At 47.2% G+C, this 14,000-nt stretch carries 12 protein-coding genes; 3 read left to right on the forward strand and 9 right to left on the reverse strand.

Features of this window, described 5'->3' with window-relative positions; translation table 11 throughout:
- Positions 1-189: 189 nt before the first annotated feature.
- Genes IEY09_RS01865 through IEY09_RS01875 form a run of 3 tightly spaced genes read right to left on the reverse strand, consistent with a single transcriptional unit; the run spans position 190 to position 4,438 of the window.
- A complete protein-coding gene (locus IEY09_RS01865) occupies positions 190-1,158 on the reverse strand; it encodes an Abi family protein (protein ID WP_188869623.1) in 969 nt (322 codons plus the stop codon).
- Positions 1,158-2,936 (reverse strand): restriction endonuclease subunit S, encoded by a 1,779-nt coding sequence (locus IEY09_RS01870; RefSeq protein ID WP_188869625.1) that lies wholly within the window; start codon positions 2,934-2,936, stop codon positions 1,158-1,160. Before IEY09_RS01870 ends, IEY09_RS01865 begins: the two co-directional genes overlap by 1 nt.
- Entirely contained in the window at positions 2,936-4,438 is a 1,503-nt protein-coding gene (locus tag IEY09_RS01875) for an N-6 DNA methylase (RefSeq protein WP_188869627.1), read from the reverse strand. The genes IEY09_RS01870 and IEY09_RS01875 overlap by 1 nt, the downstream gene beginning before the upstream one ends.
- Before the next feature lie 249 nt (positions 4,439-4,687).
- Here IEY09_RS01875 and IEY09_RS01880 point away from each other — a divergent pair, with 249 nt between their 5' ends.
- Positions 4,688-5,095, forward strand: a complete 408-nt coding sequence (locus tag IEY09_RS01880) for a hypothetical protein (protein ID WP_188869629.1) — start codon at positions 4,688-4,690, stop codon at positions 5,093-5,095.
- A gap of 176 nt (positions 5,096-5,271) precedes the next feature.
- Here IEY09_RS01880 and IEY09_RS01885 read toward each other — a convergent pair whose 3' ends face one another.
- On the reverse strand, positions 5,272-5,421 hold the full coding sequence (locus tag IEY09_RS01885; RefSeq protein ID WP_011626831.1) for a hypothetical protein: 150 nt from the start codon (positions 5,419-5,421) through the stop codon (positions 5,272-5,274).
- 74 nt (positions 5,422-5,495) lie between these two features.
- Here IEY09_RS01885 and IEY09_RS01890 point away from each other — a divergent pair, with 74 nt between their 5' ends.
- A complete protein-coding gene (locus IEY09_RS01890; protein WP_188869631.1) occupies positions 5,496-5,843 on the forward strand; it encodes an elongation factor Ts in 348 nt (115 codons plus the stop codon).
- A 19-nt stretch (positions 5,844-5,862) separates the two neighbouring features.
- On the opposite strand, the gene hsdR is transcribed toward IEY09_RS01890, so the two are convergent.
- A complete protein-coding gene (gene hsdR, locus IEY09_RS01895; protein WP_188869633.1) occupies positions 5,863-8,307 on the reverse strand; it encodes an EcoAI/FtnUII family type I restriction enzme subunit R in 2,445 nt (814 codons plus the stop codon).
- Between the two features lie 471 nt (positions 8,308-8,778).
- Here hsdR and IEY09_RS01900 point away from each other — a divergent pair, with 471 nt between their 5' ends.
- Positions 8,779-9,171 (forward strand): group I intron-associated PD-(D/E)XK endonuclease, encoded by a 393-nt coding sequence (locus IEY09_RS01900; protein WP_037415815.1) that lies wholly within the window; start codon positions 8,779-8,781, stop codon positions 9,169-9,171.
- A 412-nt stretch (positions 9,172-9,583) separates the two neighbouring features.
- Here IEY09_RS01900 and IEY09_RS01905 read toward each other — a convergent pair whose 3' ends face one another.
- The 4 genes from IEY09_RS01905 to IEY09_RS01920 are packed head-to-tail and all read right to left on the reverse strand — an operon-like array spanning position 9,584 to position 13,985.
- Positions 9,584-10,054, reverse strand: a complete 471-nt coding sequence (locus IEY09_RS01905) for a hypothetical protein (RefSeq protein WP_037415812.1) — start codon at positions 10,052-10,054, stop codon at positions 9,584-9,586.
- A 10-nt stretch (positions 10,055-10,064) separates the two neighbouring features.
- Positions 10,065-10,730 carry a TorD/DmsD family molecular chaperone gene (locus IEY09_RS01910; protein ID WP_169546990.1) on the reverse strand — a complete coding sequence of 222 codons (666 nt, stop codon included), beginning with the start codon at positions 10,728-10,730 and terminating at the stop codon, positions 10,065-10,067.
- Positions 10,731-10,786: 56 nt separating this feature from the next.
- Entirely contained in the window at positions 10,787-11,461 is a 675-nt protein-coding gene (locus IEY09_RS01915; RefSeq protein ID WP_037425569.1) for a DMSO/selenate family reductase complex B subunit, read from the reverse strand.
- Positions 11,462-11,474: 13 nt separating this feature from the next.
- A complete protein-coding gene (locus tag IEY09_RS01920) occupies positions 11,475-13,985 on the reverse strand; it encodes a DMSO/selenate family reductase complex A subunit (protein WP_069454515.1) in 2,511 nt (836 codons plus the stop codon).
- Between the last annotated feature and the right edge of the window lie 15 nt (positions 13,986-14,000).

The raw sequence follows: 14,000 nt of genomic DNA on the forward strand, positions 1-14,000 counted from the left end.
TAATTGAATCTCTGGAGCAATATAACTAGGTTTGCGCACAAAAAGACCGTAGGTGACGGCAGTGACAGTTACGGTCCCACAAGTAAAACTTGTTGACAAAAGTCCATATGACGGACTACTCTTTGCACCAACACGACCCCGGCCTCTTGGTTGCTTTGCAACTTACGCTGGGGTTCTTATTTGGTGGATTTACCACCACTCCTGCCAGTTCTCTATGTACCCCATATTTGCCAACCCCAGCTTGCGCACCGACTTTTGTGTGGGGAACGTCAGCAGATGATCCCGCAGGCGCAGATGCCACTGGGTATTCGGGCAAATCACCTTGAGTAGATGCCGTGTGATGGCCAGCAACACGAATGGCTTGGCCAGCCGCTCATCGTCTCTTGCCAGGAAATCGCACCATTGCACCTCTCTTGGCTTGGGCAACTTCACCTGCGTCGTCACGTTGCGGTTCCAGAGGCGGCTATGATGGGCGCAGATATTGCGCAGGTAACTGAGACCGTAGATCCAGCTGGCAAACACCTGCCAGTCCAAACCGTATTTGCTGGCGATATGCTGCTGATCCGACACCTTCATCATGCCGATCAACTGCGAGATGGCGCCAAAATCAAATACCTCCACCGCCACCCAGATCGGCAGTTCCTCACCATGGCGCTGATGGTAGTGGCGCACAAAATCCTCTTTGGAACGCTTTACCAACCCCCGGTATTTCTCCATCCACGCCTCAAAGCGGGTCTGGTGACTCCCCCTGAATGCGGGCTGCCGGATAAAGCTGGGGTGGAAGTAGCTGCGATCGAGGTGAGCAAAGGTATTTCGCTTGCCAAGGAGATAGGCAAGATCGACCCGCAAGGCCACCTCGATCCGCTCCAGTGCATCCACTACCAGCAGGCGCAGCTTCTTATCGAACAGATAGAGCTCCACCGCATCCAGCAGATGGGTATCGGGGCAAAACTGGTCCGTCGCCCGGGTCTCCCGTTTGCTTTCCCCCTCAGCCGCAGGCTCAAAGCGGCGAAATGGGTACCAGTAGCCGCTTAAACGGTAATAGCCGATCCGCTCCAGATAGCTCAGTGCGGCATCCCGGTCGGTGACCGTGATACCGCGCCCAATCAGCTGATCCAGTTGCTGTTGATAGCTAAGCCAAGGGCGAGCGTAGGGCATCAGGCAAGGGCTCCTTCCACCAGCGACTCGGCCAGCGCAAGCTGGGTCTGCTGGTTGGTTTGCAGGCGGGATTTAAGTTGATCGCAGAGGGCTATCAATTTATTTATCTTTTTTATTATCTCTCGTGACTCTATCATTGGTGGCAAAGCAATAACCAAATTTTGAATTTGAACTCTTGAAACATTTTTCATTGAGCTGCTTGTCCCACCTGCGACTTTTGCATAGTAGGCGCGAGAAAAAGCACAGTTATTAACCAGATTGATGTAATCGACCAAAATAGATTTAGAAAATTTAAATCTAATTATTTTGTCACTCATCATCAAACAAGGTGGAGCCTCACTTGGAACAACAACGGCCCTTGCAACTAATTCAGCTGTGTTAGCACGAGAAATAAGAAAATCACCTGACTGGACTTCATATTCAGGTTTAGGTTCAAGAGCATTAGGCAATGCTTTGTTTTCATCAGGTTTAAATGTCCCCCATGTCACGGCACTAACCTTAAGCACGCCCCAATTTTTATTTTCTCTTGGGTTGGCTTCACATTGAGGGCTCCAGCCAGCCTCTGATGATAATGCCAAATCATTCAAGCGACACCATTCCCATCCCTTAGGTAATTCAAACGGTTTTTCTTCTTCACTAATCGCAGGTAGCGGCTTCTCTTTTTTTATTTTCTTCTCTTTGACCAGCTGCGCCTTTTCGGCAGCGATGCGTTCCAGCAGAGCTGAGGCGGGTTCATCACTCGGGTCTTGCGGTACCAGCGTGCCCATCACCGCCAGTTGCAAGATGGTCTGCTTCAGAGCTTCGATACTCGCCTCGGTGGTAAAGAGGGTATCGAAGTGAGTGCTTAGCCGCGCCCAGTTTTGTGCCAGTTCATCGGCGTCGGTGCTGTCGGTCAGGGTCGCCAGCAGGGCTTCCACCAGCGTCTGATGGGCCGCCAACTGTGAGTCGCTGCGCTGCTCCAACTTGTCGCAGAGAGCCATTAGCTCATCCACTTTGGCAACGATACGGTGCTGTTCTGCAAATGGTGGAATTGGCAATGGATAGAATGAGAAAAAGTCCTTGGCAAGTCGCTTTTGACCTGCGGTTCCGGTCATTCCTGCCTCACCTTTTTTGAGATATATAGGCGATTTTATATTTAACAATATAAAGAATGCTGAAACATAATCTGTATATGGTCTAGCTATATGAAGCTCTGTCGTTCCTGCGCCTATTCCATTAATTAAACCACGAAAAACTGCAGCCTTACTATTCTCAAAGCAAGGTGTTATTTTTGCTATGCCAATATCCCCATTAGAAAAATGGGTGAAACCTTTCTTTATCTCGCCCCACTTCCTTGCTTCAAATTCATGCTGCCCGTTATATGCGGTGCTGATTAAAGACATGGGTACAAATGATGCGTCAACAGTATCATCGCTTTCATTACGTGGATTGATCTCTGCGATCTCTGCAAGCATTGACCACTCCCACCCATCCGGCAGCTCAAACGGCTTCTCGTCTTCAGCAATTTCTGGTAGCGCCTTGGGCTTTTTAATCTTGCCTTCTTTCACCAAACGCGCCTTTTCAGCGGCAATGCGCTCAAGCAGCACGGAGGCCGGTTCATCACTGGGGTCTTGTGGCACCAATTTGCCGCGCACGGCCAGCTCCAGGATCAGCTCACGCAACTTTTTGATACCAGTAAGTTCCAGCTTGCTGTTGCTGCCGCGCCCGGCACTGCTTTTGGGGCGCACCGCCGCAGTCCAGAGATCCAGGTGGTCGGTAATCAGATTCTCGATCGCCATTATGCCTGCCCCCCTTGCTTGGCCGCACCTTTGCCCAAGGCGTCGCCAAGAATGGCTTTTAGCTGGTCACGCAGGGTCTGGATCTCGGCCTGCTCTGTGGCATAGCGCGCCAGCAGCTCGTCGGGGTCATGGCTTATCTGCTCGCCGACATGGGGGTTTTTGATATCGAGGTTAAAGTTGCGCTCAATAATGGTGTCGATACTGACCTTCCAGGCTTGTTCGTTCTCAACCCGGGCAGCAAAGCCGTCCGCCTCATCGCCCCACCAGGCAATCTCGGCTTCAAACTCCTCGAACTTCATCGGCTTGGTTTTGCTGTAGTTCTTCACCCCAGCCGGATAGGGGTGCTCGTAGAACCAGACCTCCTTGGTGGGCGCTCCCTTGGTGAAGAACAGGATATTGGTCTTGATGCCGGTATAGGGGGCAAACACGCCGTTGGGCAGCCGCACTATGGTGTGCAGGTTGCACTCAGCAGTGAGCAGTTGCTTGATCTTGGTTTTGACCCCTTCGCCAAACAGGGTGCCGTCAGGCAGCACCACGGCGGCACGACCGCCCTTGCCATTGCTGGCGCTGCCATCTTTGAGCACTTCGATGATGAGTTGCAGGAACAGATCGGCGGTCTCGCGGGTTTGCATATCGGCTGGGAAGTTTTTTTCAATACCGTCTTCTTCGGTGCCGCCAAAAGGCGGGTTGGTGATGATAACATCAACATCGTTATCCCAGTTTGACAGTGGCTGGCTTAGTGTATTGCCATGTTTGATTTGCACCGGCACTTCGATGCCGTGCAGCAGCATATTGGTGGTACACAATAGATGCGGCAGCTGTTTCTTCTCAACCCCGTGGATTTGCTGCTGCAGCTGTTGATGCTGGGCGGCGGTGCTGACCTGTGCCTTTAAGTGCTCGACTGCGCAGGCCAAGAAGCCGCCGGTACCGCAGGCAGGGTCTAGCACCTTTTCACCCAACTGGGGATTGATGCGATTAACCATAAATTTGGTCACGGCGCGGGGGGTATAAAACTCACCGGCATTACCGGCGCTTTGCAGATCACGCAGGATTTGCTCGTAGATATCGCCAAACAGGTGGCGCTCACTGGAGTCAGTAAAATCAACCTCGTTGAGTTTGTTGATCACTTGGCGCAGTAAGGTGCCGTTCTTCATGTAGTTAAAGGCATCGCTAAAGGCCTCTTTCACCACATAACCACGGGGGTTGGTGTCTTTGGGGGCGGTTAAGTTTTTGAGGTCAACAAACAGCTCGTTGTTGACGAACTCTAAAAGCTCATCGCCAGTGATGCCTTCTTTGTCTTCGGCCCAGTTGCGCCACAGGTATTCACTTTGTATAGGTGAACGATAATCATCCTGCTCAAATTCCAGTTCTTGTTCCTGCGCATCAAATATTTTAAGAAACAGCAGCCATGAAAGCTGGCCTAGGCGCTGGGCATCGCCATCTACGCCTGCGTCTTTACGCATGATGTCTTGGATGGATTTAATAACGGAACTGATGGACATGAGAGAAATACCTGAATACCGGAAAATGCTTGGGATAGTAGCAAATTAGTGGCGTCAGTACACGAATTGAGGGGATATTTACGAGCAAAATAATTGGATAGCGTGAATAAAAAATCGCTTTGTAGCAAATAGTTAATAACATATATCACAAAATCAATGTCTCTAGATAACAAGGACTGTTAAGGAATAAGTCTTTGTGCTTAAATGCGCGTCACAACAACTCATTAACATGGACGAACGTGAGATACGATGATCATTGAATGCCCCCACTGCCGACACGATAACGAAATAGAGTATGCAGAACATATCCGCTGTAAAAAGTGTGAGAAGGACTATAAAGGCTATAAATTTTCAAAGCGCAAATGGATTGCCACCGGGACCCTTGTTGTTGGCGTAGCTTTTGGTGTTCATACGGGCAAAGACCACCTATTGCACGACAATGCCGAACGCTACCCGATCAAGGACGAATATGCACTGCTGGACAGCTGCGTTAATGGCAGTAATAACCTGCTTCCCGCCAGCTGGTATCAGGATAAACGCAAGGTGTGTTTATGCGCGATGAAAGAAACTCAAAAGCAATTGAGCTATCGCGAGGCACAAAAAAATATCGACAATTTTAAGACTACATTTCGGCTAAATGCCCGCAACTGCAGTTAATCTGAAAAGTAAAAAGGCCTACATCATGTGCAGGCCTTTATCTTATCAGTTCAGATTATTTTTTGGGCGTGTTACCACGCCCAAGGCCGGATGGATTACCCGTCTTGCTTGGGTAATTGGGGTTTGGCTGAGGCTTTGCTGGCGCATAAGCAGGCGATTTAGTCATCACTGTCTCCTTATTTGCCAGCATTTTGGTTTTTTGCTGCTCCGCTTTGGGCGCGGGCAGCGAAAGAACCTTTGGGAACTTGGCCACCATTCTGCTTGGCGGTACCAGACTGAATACGAGCAGCGGCTGCGGGCGTCATTGGGGTTTTATTGTTGGACATAATCAATTCCTTTAATGAGTTAAATGGGTGTCTTCGCTAAGACAGGAATAGAATTACATAAGGACTAGGGACAAATGGGGACAGTACAAAAACAAAAGCAAATTAAAGAAATACTGAGCAAGCTACAGCTGAGTATTCGAAAATTCGCGGGCCTGGTATATGAAGCGCTGTACGATGATTTTGATGAAGAGGCAGAGATTAAGCTAGCTGAAACAATAAAAAAGCAGCTGAGCCGCAAGACGACACCTGAAGCAACTCTGGATCAATACCTTGAGATACTGGCCGAGCAGCCAGGCTTTGAGGTATTGCAACTTGGGTACATTAAAAGCCGCTATGTACCTCACACCTGTTTAAGTGATGAAATGACCGAGGCCATGATCCTGCTTTCTGCCGAGCTGGATTCTCAGACAGAGCAAGCTTGAACACTGCCTGAAGAGCTAATCAGCCCGCTGATTGGTAGATAGCGGCCTCAAGCTCGCTGATAGCCTGCTCGTAATCAGCGACATCCCCAAAGCTCTTTTTCACAATTTCCATAGGGCGTCCCAACTCAGTAAAGGGTGCCACCTTCAATACCTGACGGTTTTCAATCTCCTGCACTCCGGCGTCGGCATACTTATCAAGCAGGCTTTGGAGCACTTGCTGGGCGGTATCTGAGTATTTGGTGAAATAGTTGCGCTTTTTCACCTGCTCGGCACGCTCGCGGCGGGTGAGTGGCGGCTGATCGTACACCACATGGCATATAAGGTCGAAGGGGTCCATTTCTTTGCCGACCTCTTGCTCCAAGAGCTCCCAGACGATCCCCAGAGTTGCCAGTTCCTCTATGACGGCCTGCTTACGCTCGGCGCCATGCCAGCGCTTGATAAACTCGTCCATAGAGGCAAACTGTTTAGACAGGGTTTTACGGGTGTAATCTTTAAATGACTCGGTAACCAGTTTGCCATCAGTGTCGTAATACTGTACCCGCTCCGCCAGCGCTTTTACGTCCACGCCGTTAACATGGAATTTGCGGACTTTATCTTCACTTTCCCAATCACTATCGTTGCCCTGCTTGTTATTGCCTGTCCCCACCACCTGATAGCTGGATGGCGGCTCCTGAATCGAGCCGGGATCGATATCCTCACCATCAAAGATTGAGGCGGGATCGTCGCTGGTTGCATCAACATCATCTCCCGAGATGCTGTTTAAACCTTCTTCGGTATCGAAGTCCTCTGGCTTAACTTGCTTAACCCGCTCGGGGGTGCCGTCGAAGCGCTCGTCGGCAAAGAGTTCAGTAGCCTTTTTGAAATCGAGAATGGTAAACCACAGTTTGTTGTATCTGTCGTCAATGCGGGTTCCACGGCCGATGATCTGCTTGAACTTGGTCATCGACTGAATGGATTGGTCGAGCACCACCAGTTTACAAGTTTTGGCATCTACGCCGGTAGTCATCAGCTCTGAGGTGGTGGTAATGACCGGATAGGCTTTTTTCGGGTTGATGAAGTTATCCAGTTGGCCTTTGCCTATTTCATCATCTCCGGTGATCTTCATGATGTATTTATCGTTTTTGGCCACTTGCTCAGGATTGAGGTTCACCAGCGCTCGGCGCATGCGTTCCGCATGATCGATGTCATTACAGAACACTATGGTTTTGGCCATGGGATCGGTGCGCTGCAAATACTGAGTAATCGTTTTGGCCACCAGTTCAGTACGCTCATCAATGACCAAGGTACGATCCATGTCTTTTTGGTTGTAGATGCGATCTTCAATTTCATGCCCGGCTTTATCCAGCTGGCCTTTGCTTGGGCGCCATCCCTGAACGTCCACATTAATATCAACGCGGATCACCTTGTATGGCGCTAGGAATCCGTCTTCAATGCCTTGCTTGAGTGAATAGGTGTACACAGGATCACCAAAGTATTCGGTGTTGGAGACTTCATCGGTTTCTTTTGGGGTAGCGGTAAGGCCAATTTGAGTCGCAGCGGAGAAATATTCGAGTATTTCACGCCAGGCGCTGTCTTCGGCAGCGCTGCCACGGTGACACTCGTCCACTACGATGAGGTCAAAAAAATCTGGGGCAACTTGTTTATACGCTTTTTGGCTTTCTTCTGGGCCTGTTAGCGCCTGATAAAGAGCGAGATGTATTTCGTAGGCTGGGTCTACAGTTCTGCCGGTAACCTTGGTCATGGCCGGACCGAAGGGCTGAAAATCATTAGTTTTAGTTTGATCGACTAGGATGTTGCGGTCGGCAAGAAACAGGATGCGTTTTTTAGCGCGGGACTTCCACAAGCGCCAGATGATTTGAAAGGCGGTGTAAGTTTTCCCCGTGCCAGTTGCCATCACCAAAAGCACTCTGTCCTGCCCTGCTGCAACAGCCTCCACAGTTTTATTGATGGCTTGAAGCTGATAATAGCGCGGCGCCTTACCGTTGCTGTCAGGATAATAATCCTGTGTGATAACCGGCAAATGCTCTGTCTTGTATCCCTTCCAAGTGCAGTACTTGTCCCAGAGCTGCGCTGGTGTGGGAAAATCTTCGAGGGTAATAGTGGTTTCGAGTGCTACAGGATTGGTTTTATCGTGAAAAACAAAACCATCTCCGTTTGACGCAAATATGAAAGGCACTTCCAGTAAGGCTGCATAATCCAGCCCTTGTTGCATTCCCTTGCCAATTTCGTGCTTGTTGGCCTTGGCCTCTATGACAGCCAGTGGCATGGATGGCTTGTGATAAAGCACTATGTCGGCTGATTTTACTTTGCGCCTTGCAGCCACCTGACCACGAACAATCACTTTACCATCTCGAAGTTTTACCTCTTGACGGATTTGCGTCATATCGTTCCATCCTGCTTGCTTGATGGCTGGTAAAATGAACTTGGAAATGATATCGGCTTCGGTTAACAAGGCTTTTTGCATTAGTAGGCTTCCGCTACATCCATGGGTTGGAATATGTTTTGATTCTCGCACAAAGAAACTGATTCAGGTAGACGTGAACCTGAGTTATTTGATTTAAGACAATGGGATAGATATTTAAAATCAATCAAACACACGCAGATTGGCACGGAAAAATACATTCTGTACAACCATCAGAAAGCAACAGAAGATGCAGACTCAGCACGGCTTCCTCCGAACAACCACCATATTGACAGTCTCAATATTGAAGTTTATGTTAAGGCCGTAAATTAGCACGCGATTCACCAGTGTGATACTGAATTGGCATTTATGGAGAGTATGGGTTGAGCCCGAAATCCAAGCTTGGCCGCTTTGCCATGGACTACATCCATTAGGAGTAGTTGTGAATCCTGATTGAAAGACTCCCATAAGGGGGCTTTCGCCACCGTTTGAGCAGCCATGAGCCAACGGGGGCATTAACTCAGGATCATAACTATGCCAATCAAACAGATCGAAACCGCCCCAAAAACCGCTCAATTTTTTAAAAGTGTATCCTATGAAACTCTAGCCGCATCTTGGTTACAGGCTGATGGCTGGGAAGTCTTTATGCCCCTTACCGATCATGGCAGTAAAACGGATTTGCTTATCTCAGATGGCAAACAGTTTTATCGTATCCAAGTAAAGTCACTGCAAACCAATGATGAAAATACTGAAGTGGATGCCCAATGGCCGAAGGATAAGATTGACTATGTGCTGTACTTTTCTCGCGTAGGGAACTGGGGCTACATTACCCCACCTTTCCAAGGACGTGTAAAACTGAATCGTAAAGGGCATATTCGGTTTCACCAACATCCTAAAAACTTCAATACAATGTTCGCCCAAATTTAGGGTAATTTTTATGCAAAAAGTTTTTTAGGTACATTAATAGGTGCATCGAATTAATCAAAAATAAAAATTCACTATTTAAATTAATAAATTACAAAACAAATTCAGATGACGCCGCCCAAATATAAGAACGAAGACGTCTCAGGACGTCTTTTTTCTTGCCTTGAACAACGCAAAATCAATAACTTACGGCACATTAACGTCTAATTACCTCCAACTACAGCTTTGATTTTTGGGTACACCTGAGGGCACACGGCCTTGACTTCGAAACTACAGTGTACCCATCATGACCATTGTCACTACTCACCTAACAGATAAAGAAATCAAAACGGCAAAACCAAGGGATAAAGAATATAACCTATTTGACGGTGACGGACTCCGCTTAAGAATTATCCAAACAATGGATTTTGAACTATTACAATCCCCCCATGTTTCGGGTATTTGTGCGCAATTGTAGACGATGCATCATAAGCTGTTTAGATAAACGCTCAATCATTGAACAAATGGATTCAGAAACACTATCAACCTCTTGTGTCTTGATATATTTTCTCCGCCAAACCTCAGCTAAAGTGAAAATAAGTTGTTCCGCTTGACTTAGAGATTGATGTGATAACTCTCTGATAAATAAAACTCTACAGCATTCAAAAAAGCAATGTAGCACAATATTATCCGGTAGTTTCTGCTCATTCATTGTTTTATCGAGAACTAACCATTGTGGCTGACCTTCAATAAAAATAATCGCAGACATAATATTAGTGACTGACGCTAATGACGTACCGCCACAACATAAGTCGTGAATATTTTCACAAGCAGCCAAACTCAATTGAAGTCGATAGGCAAGCTGGGCTTTTAACCATTGATGACTCACTGCTGTCACAAACGTCATGAACTAACCTTTAGCGATAGAGTTTTACGGTTTGAGGTATCACGTTAAACTTCGTACCTAAATGTGCAAAAAACACTTGAGCAAGCATAGATATGCCACGATAAAAATCCGTCTTTGCATGAAGCTCTGCTAATGCCAAACAGCGCCCCGCCCAAGGTAAAGTATGTTGTTGCAACAATAGCGTGCAGACTCTCACCTTTTGTGTGTCATTGGGGTTTAACGCTAATTCATCAAACAAGTATTGCAACACTAATAAAATCAAGCCTAAATGGTCTACGGGTTCATTTCGCGTCAGGGATAACTCGATACCATGGGTGTTATAAAAGCTAGCCAGATTTTGAGTCGAAGCCTCATTCAGTAACTGCCCCTCACTGGTGTATACCGATCCCCAGGGGGCAGCTTTAGGATCGCCAGGGCCAAAAAATAGCTGCCCATAGTCTAATTGAAGCTCGATTAATTGCGATTCATCATCTTGCCATTGAGTCAAATAGCTACTTAGCAAAGCTTTTCCTGACTGCTCACCTGTCGAGAGTTCAAGCTCTGGCCACTGTGTTGCTAACTCATCTCGCTTAAATTGTGTCAGTAACGGCATATTAGGGTACGAGTACAAAATGTTATGTAGCACTTTTGCCATTGCACCCCAGGTTTGGTAATCATTCGTGTTGATTGTTGACATAGTGTTCCTTTTACAAACGAAGAAAAACGAGGGGACTAAGCCCCCCATTTTCACTATTACACTTCTGCGGGGTTTAATAATTGCCCACTACCACCAACTGGTTGACCATTTCGATTGGCCTTAATAATCAAGTTTGGTGAAGTAATTGAGGGCGATGGTAAGGGAGCAATATGACCATCACCCTCTCCATATTTCGCTCGTAAATTATCCATAGTGTCAAAGTCGAGTGCCCGTAAAGGACAAGAATCAACGCAAATAGGCTTTTTACCTTCCGCGAGTCTATCGCTGCAACCATCACATTTGGTCATCACCTTTCGCTCGATATCCAGCTGTGGTGCATCATATGGGCAGGCTCTCGCGCAGCTTTCACAACCAATACAAAGTTCAGTGGCAACTTGGACTAATCCATCTTCACGGCGCTTATGCATTGCACCTGTTGGACAGGCTTTAACACACACAGGCTCGCTGCAATGGTTACAACCAATAGACATGTAGTAGGCAAAGACATTTTGTTCAAAACTACCATCGACGTTTTGCGACCAATTACCACCACCATATTCATAAACACGGCGCCAAATAATACCGGGCAAATTAGCGACACCATTATTCATCACATCATCTTTTGCGCGAACCAAGCCAGTCATGCGATCCTTACAGGCAATATGACAGGTTTTACAGCCAGTACATTTGCTGCTATCGAAATAGAAACCATATTGTGTTTGTTGAGTCATTTTCATCTACCCCTTATGCCTTGACGATCTGCACGCGATTGGTGTGTTGTGGGTTTCCCTTTGCGAAAGGGCTTGGTTGGTAACGAGTTAACGTATTAATACAGCCACCAACATCAATTGGGTGCCCGCTCCTTCCAATCCGAGCGATATCAGGTTGATACCAAGCACCCTGACCTAAAGCCACAACACCTGGGGCAACCCTTGGGGTAATCCGTACAGGTAATTCAACTGTGCCACGATCGTTCCACATCTGTACTTTATCGCCACTTCTTAAACCACGACCTAAGGCATCAGTTGGGTTCATCCATACTGCATCTTCTGCGGCTTCGCGCAGCCATGGCACGTTATGATAACTTGAGTGTGTACGCCCCTTGGTGTGATAACCCATTAATTGCAGAGGATAATCATCCTTAGTATCTTCATCGTCGTAGCCTTCCCATGTGGGTTGATACATGGGGATTGCAGTGATGTAATCGCCTTTAACATTAGGATTAAAGATCCAGTCTTTACCCTTTTGCGCCATCGACAATGAGTAGATCTCTACCTTACCGGATGGTGTGCTCACCGCTTTACCACCATTGATATAGCTATCGAGTGCAAGTACTGGCGTCTTGCTAAACGCACGGAACACACCAATCTTTTGCGCTTCAGCGTAACTGTTAGGGAATGCAGGTTGTGCATCCGTATTCGCGCTATTTGTGCGAGTCTTTTGGTATAGTTCCTCTAACCAAGCGGCTTCATCTTTACCTTCTGTGTACTCCGCTTCTTTACCCATTTTGGCAGCAATTAAGCGTCCCATTTCAAACATCGAAATACTTTCCCACATCGGCTTAACGGCAGCCTTCATGGCAACGAGATAACCCATGATCCCGGATGCATAGCTATCATTGACTAAGTCATTCGACTCTAACCAAGTGGTATCTGGTAGTAAGATGTCCGCATAACGTGCGCTCGGTGTCATCCAGCAATCACACACGACTATAAGTTCACATTTGGTGTCATCTTCGAGGATTTTAGCGGTACCGTTACAGTCTGAATGTTGGTTAATTAATGCGTTACTGTTAATCGCAAATACCGCTTTGATATCTGCGCCAAGTGGAGTATCTAAATCAGCTGTACCACGGATCCCATCTTTACGCGCCGTCATTTCATGGCCACGCTCTATCGCTTCTGCCCAAGTAAAGAAAGAAATGGATTCTTTAACCGGATTATTACCACCGCTCATACCTGCACGGTTTAAACTGCCTTGATAAGGCAATGCACCATTACTAACACCTGGCTGCCCTACTTTGCCGGTTAGGAACGAAAGCATATAGCAAGCACGCATGGCTTGTTCACCATTAGCATGACGGTTTACGCCTGCACCAGTCACAATAAACGGTGCTTTAGCATTCATAATCTTGCTAGCGACAGATTTAATATTTGCTTCTGATATTCCGCAAATTTTAGCTGCCCAAGCGGGGGTTCTTGGGCCATTATCGACAAACTTACCTTCACCAAGAATGTAGTTGCGATAGTTGTCTTCAACGTCGATATAAGGCAAATATTGAGTCTTTTTAGGATCGCCACTTGCGGTAAATTCAGCGACAAGTTTTTCAAGAGAGGCCTTGTCAAATCCAACGCAATACTTATCTAAAAATGCCTTGGAATGCGTATCAACCCATCCAGAGCTAATCATTTCATAGGCAATCGCTTCTGCAAATGCCGCATCGGTTCCTGGTCTAATCGGTAACCATTGGCTTTCTTTACCCGCCATTGAGTCCGTATAACGTGGGTCCACCATAATCACTTCAAGGTTCGCATTCGCCTCAAGCGCTTTTAAGAAATCATATCCTTCACCCGACCCACTTTGACGCATTTCACTTGGGTTGTAGCCAATACCGAGGAACAGGTCACTATCGTATAACGCCGTTAAAGAAGAACCTGATGTGCTACCAAACCCAGTTGCTGCGGCCGCTTCATTTTGTTGTGCCCAAGAATAGTTACCATAAATCTTCAGGAATCCCCCATTCAGATTGAGCACACGATCAAAACACGCTGAGCTAGCAAATCCATAATAAGCCCCTGTTCCGTAGTGTTTCAAAATCGACTTATTACCGTAACTACTGGCAATACGCTGAATTTCACTCGCAATCGTTGAAGCAGCCTCATCCCATGATATTGGCACAAACTTAGCTTCTCCACGCTTACCAACACGCTTCATAGGTGTACGTAAGCGATCTGGTGCGTAAGTTCGGCTGCGAAGTGAACGTCCACGGGCACAGGCGCGGATCTGGTGGTTGCCGTATTCATCGCTAGTTTCATGATCAGCTTCAATACGGGTAATGATGCCATCACGACTAAATACTTTGATGGGGCAATTTGAACCACAGTTAACCAAACAAGATGACCAAGTTTGTACTTCATCACCTACTGGCGGCTTAGGTGGCACCACATTCACATCACTAGAACCTGAATTACAGCCAGTGACCGTTGCTGCACAGCCCATGGCTGCACTCATTTTTAGAAAACTTCTGCGTTCCATTGTCTTTACCTCTTA

Source organism: Shewanella xiamenensis, from assembly GCF_014647135.1.
In the GTDB taxonomy this organism is placed as follows: Bacteria; Pseudomonadota; Gammaproteobacteria; order Enterobacterales; family Shewanellaceae; genus Shewanella; species Shewanella xiamenensis.

What these genes read in the sequence shown, in the direction of transcription:
- IEY09_RS01880 (WP_188869629.1), top strand. Translation starts at nt 4,688, where the DNA reads ATGATCATTGAATGCCCCCACTGCCGACACGATAACGAAATAGAGTAT.
- IEY09_RS01875 (WP_188869627.1), bottom strand. Translation starts at nt 4,438, where the DNA reads ATGTCCATCAGTTCCGTTATTAAATCCATCCAAGACATCATGCGTAAA.
- IEY09_RS01890 (WP_188869631.1), top strand. Translation starts at nt 5,496, where the DNA reads ATGGGGACAGTACAAAAACAAAAGCAAATTAAAGAAATACTGAGCAAG.
- IEY09_RS01905 (WP_037415812.1), bottom strand. Translation starts at nt 10,054, where the DNA reads ATGACGTTTGTGACAGCAGTGAGTCATCAATGGTTAAAAGCCCAGCTT.
- IEY09_RS01900 (WP_037415815.1), top strand. Translation starts at nt 8,779, where the DNA reads ATGCCAATCAAACAGATCGAAACCGCCCCAAAAACCGCTCAATTTTTT.
- hsdR (WP_188869633.1), bottom strand. Translation starts at nt 8,307, where the DNA reads ATGCAAAAAGCCTTGTTAACCGAAGCCGATATCATTTCCAAGTTCATT.
- IEY09_RS01910 (WP_169546990.1), bottom strand. Translation starts at nt 10,730, where the DNA reads ATGTCAACAATCAACACGAATGATTACCAAACCTGGGGTGCAATGGCA.
- IEY09_RS01915 (WP_037425569.1), bottom strand. Translation starts at nt 11,461, where the DNA reads ATGACTCAACAAACACAATATGGTTTCTATTTCGATAGCAGCAAATGT.
- IEY09_RS01885 (WP_011626831.1), bottom strand. Translation starts at nt 5,421, where the DNA reads ATGTCCAACAATAAAACCCCAATGACGCCCGCAGCCGCTGCTCGTATT.
- IEY09_RS01865 (WP_188869623.1), bottom strand. Translation starts at nt 1,158, where the DNA reads ATGCCCTACGCTCGCCCTTGGCTTAGCTATCAACAGCAACTGGATCAG.
- IEY09_RS01870 (WP_188869625.1), bottom strand. Translation starts at nt 2,936, where the DNA reads ATGGCGATCGAGAATCTGATTACCGACCACCTGGATCTCTGGACTGCG.
- IEY09_RS01920 (WP_069454515.1), bottom strand. Translation starts at nt 13,985, where the DNA reads ATGGAACGCAGAAGTTTTCTAAAAATGAGTGCAGCCATGGGCTGTGCA.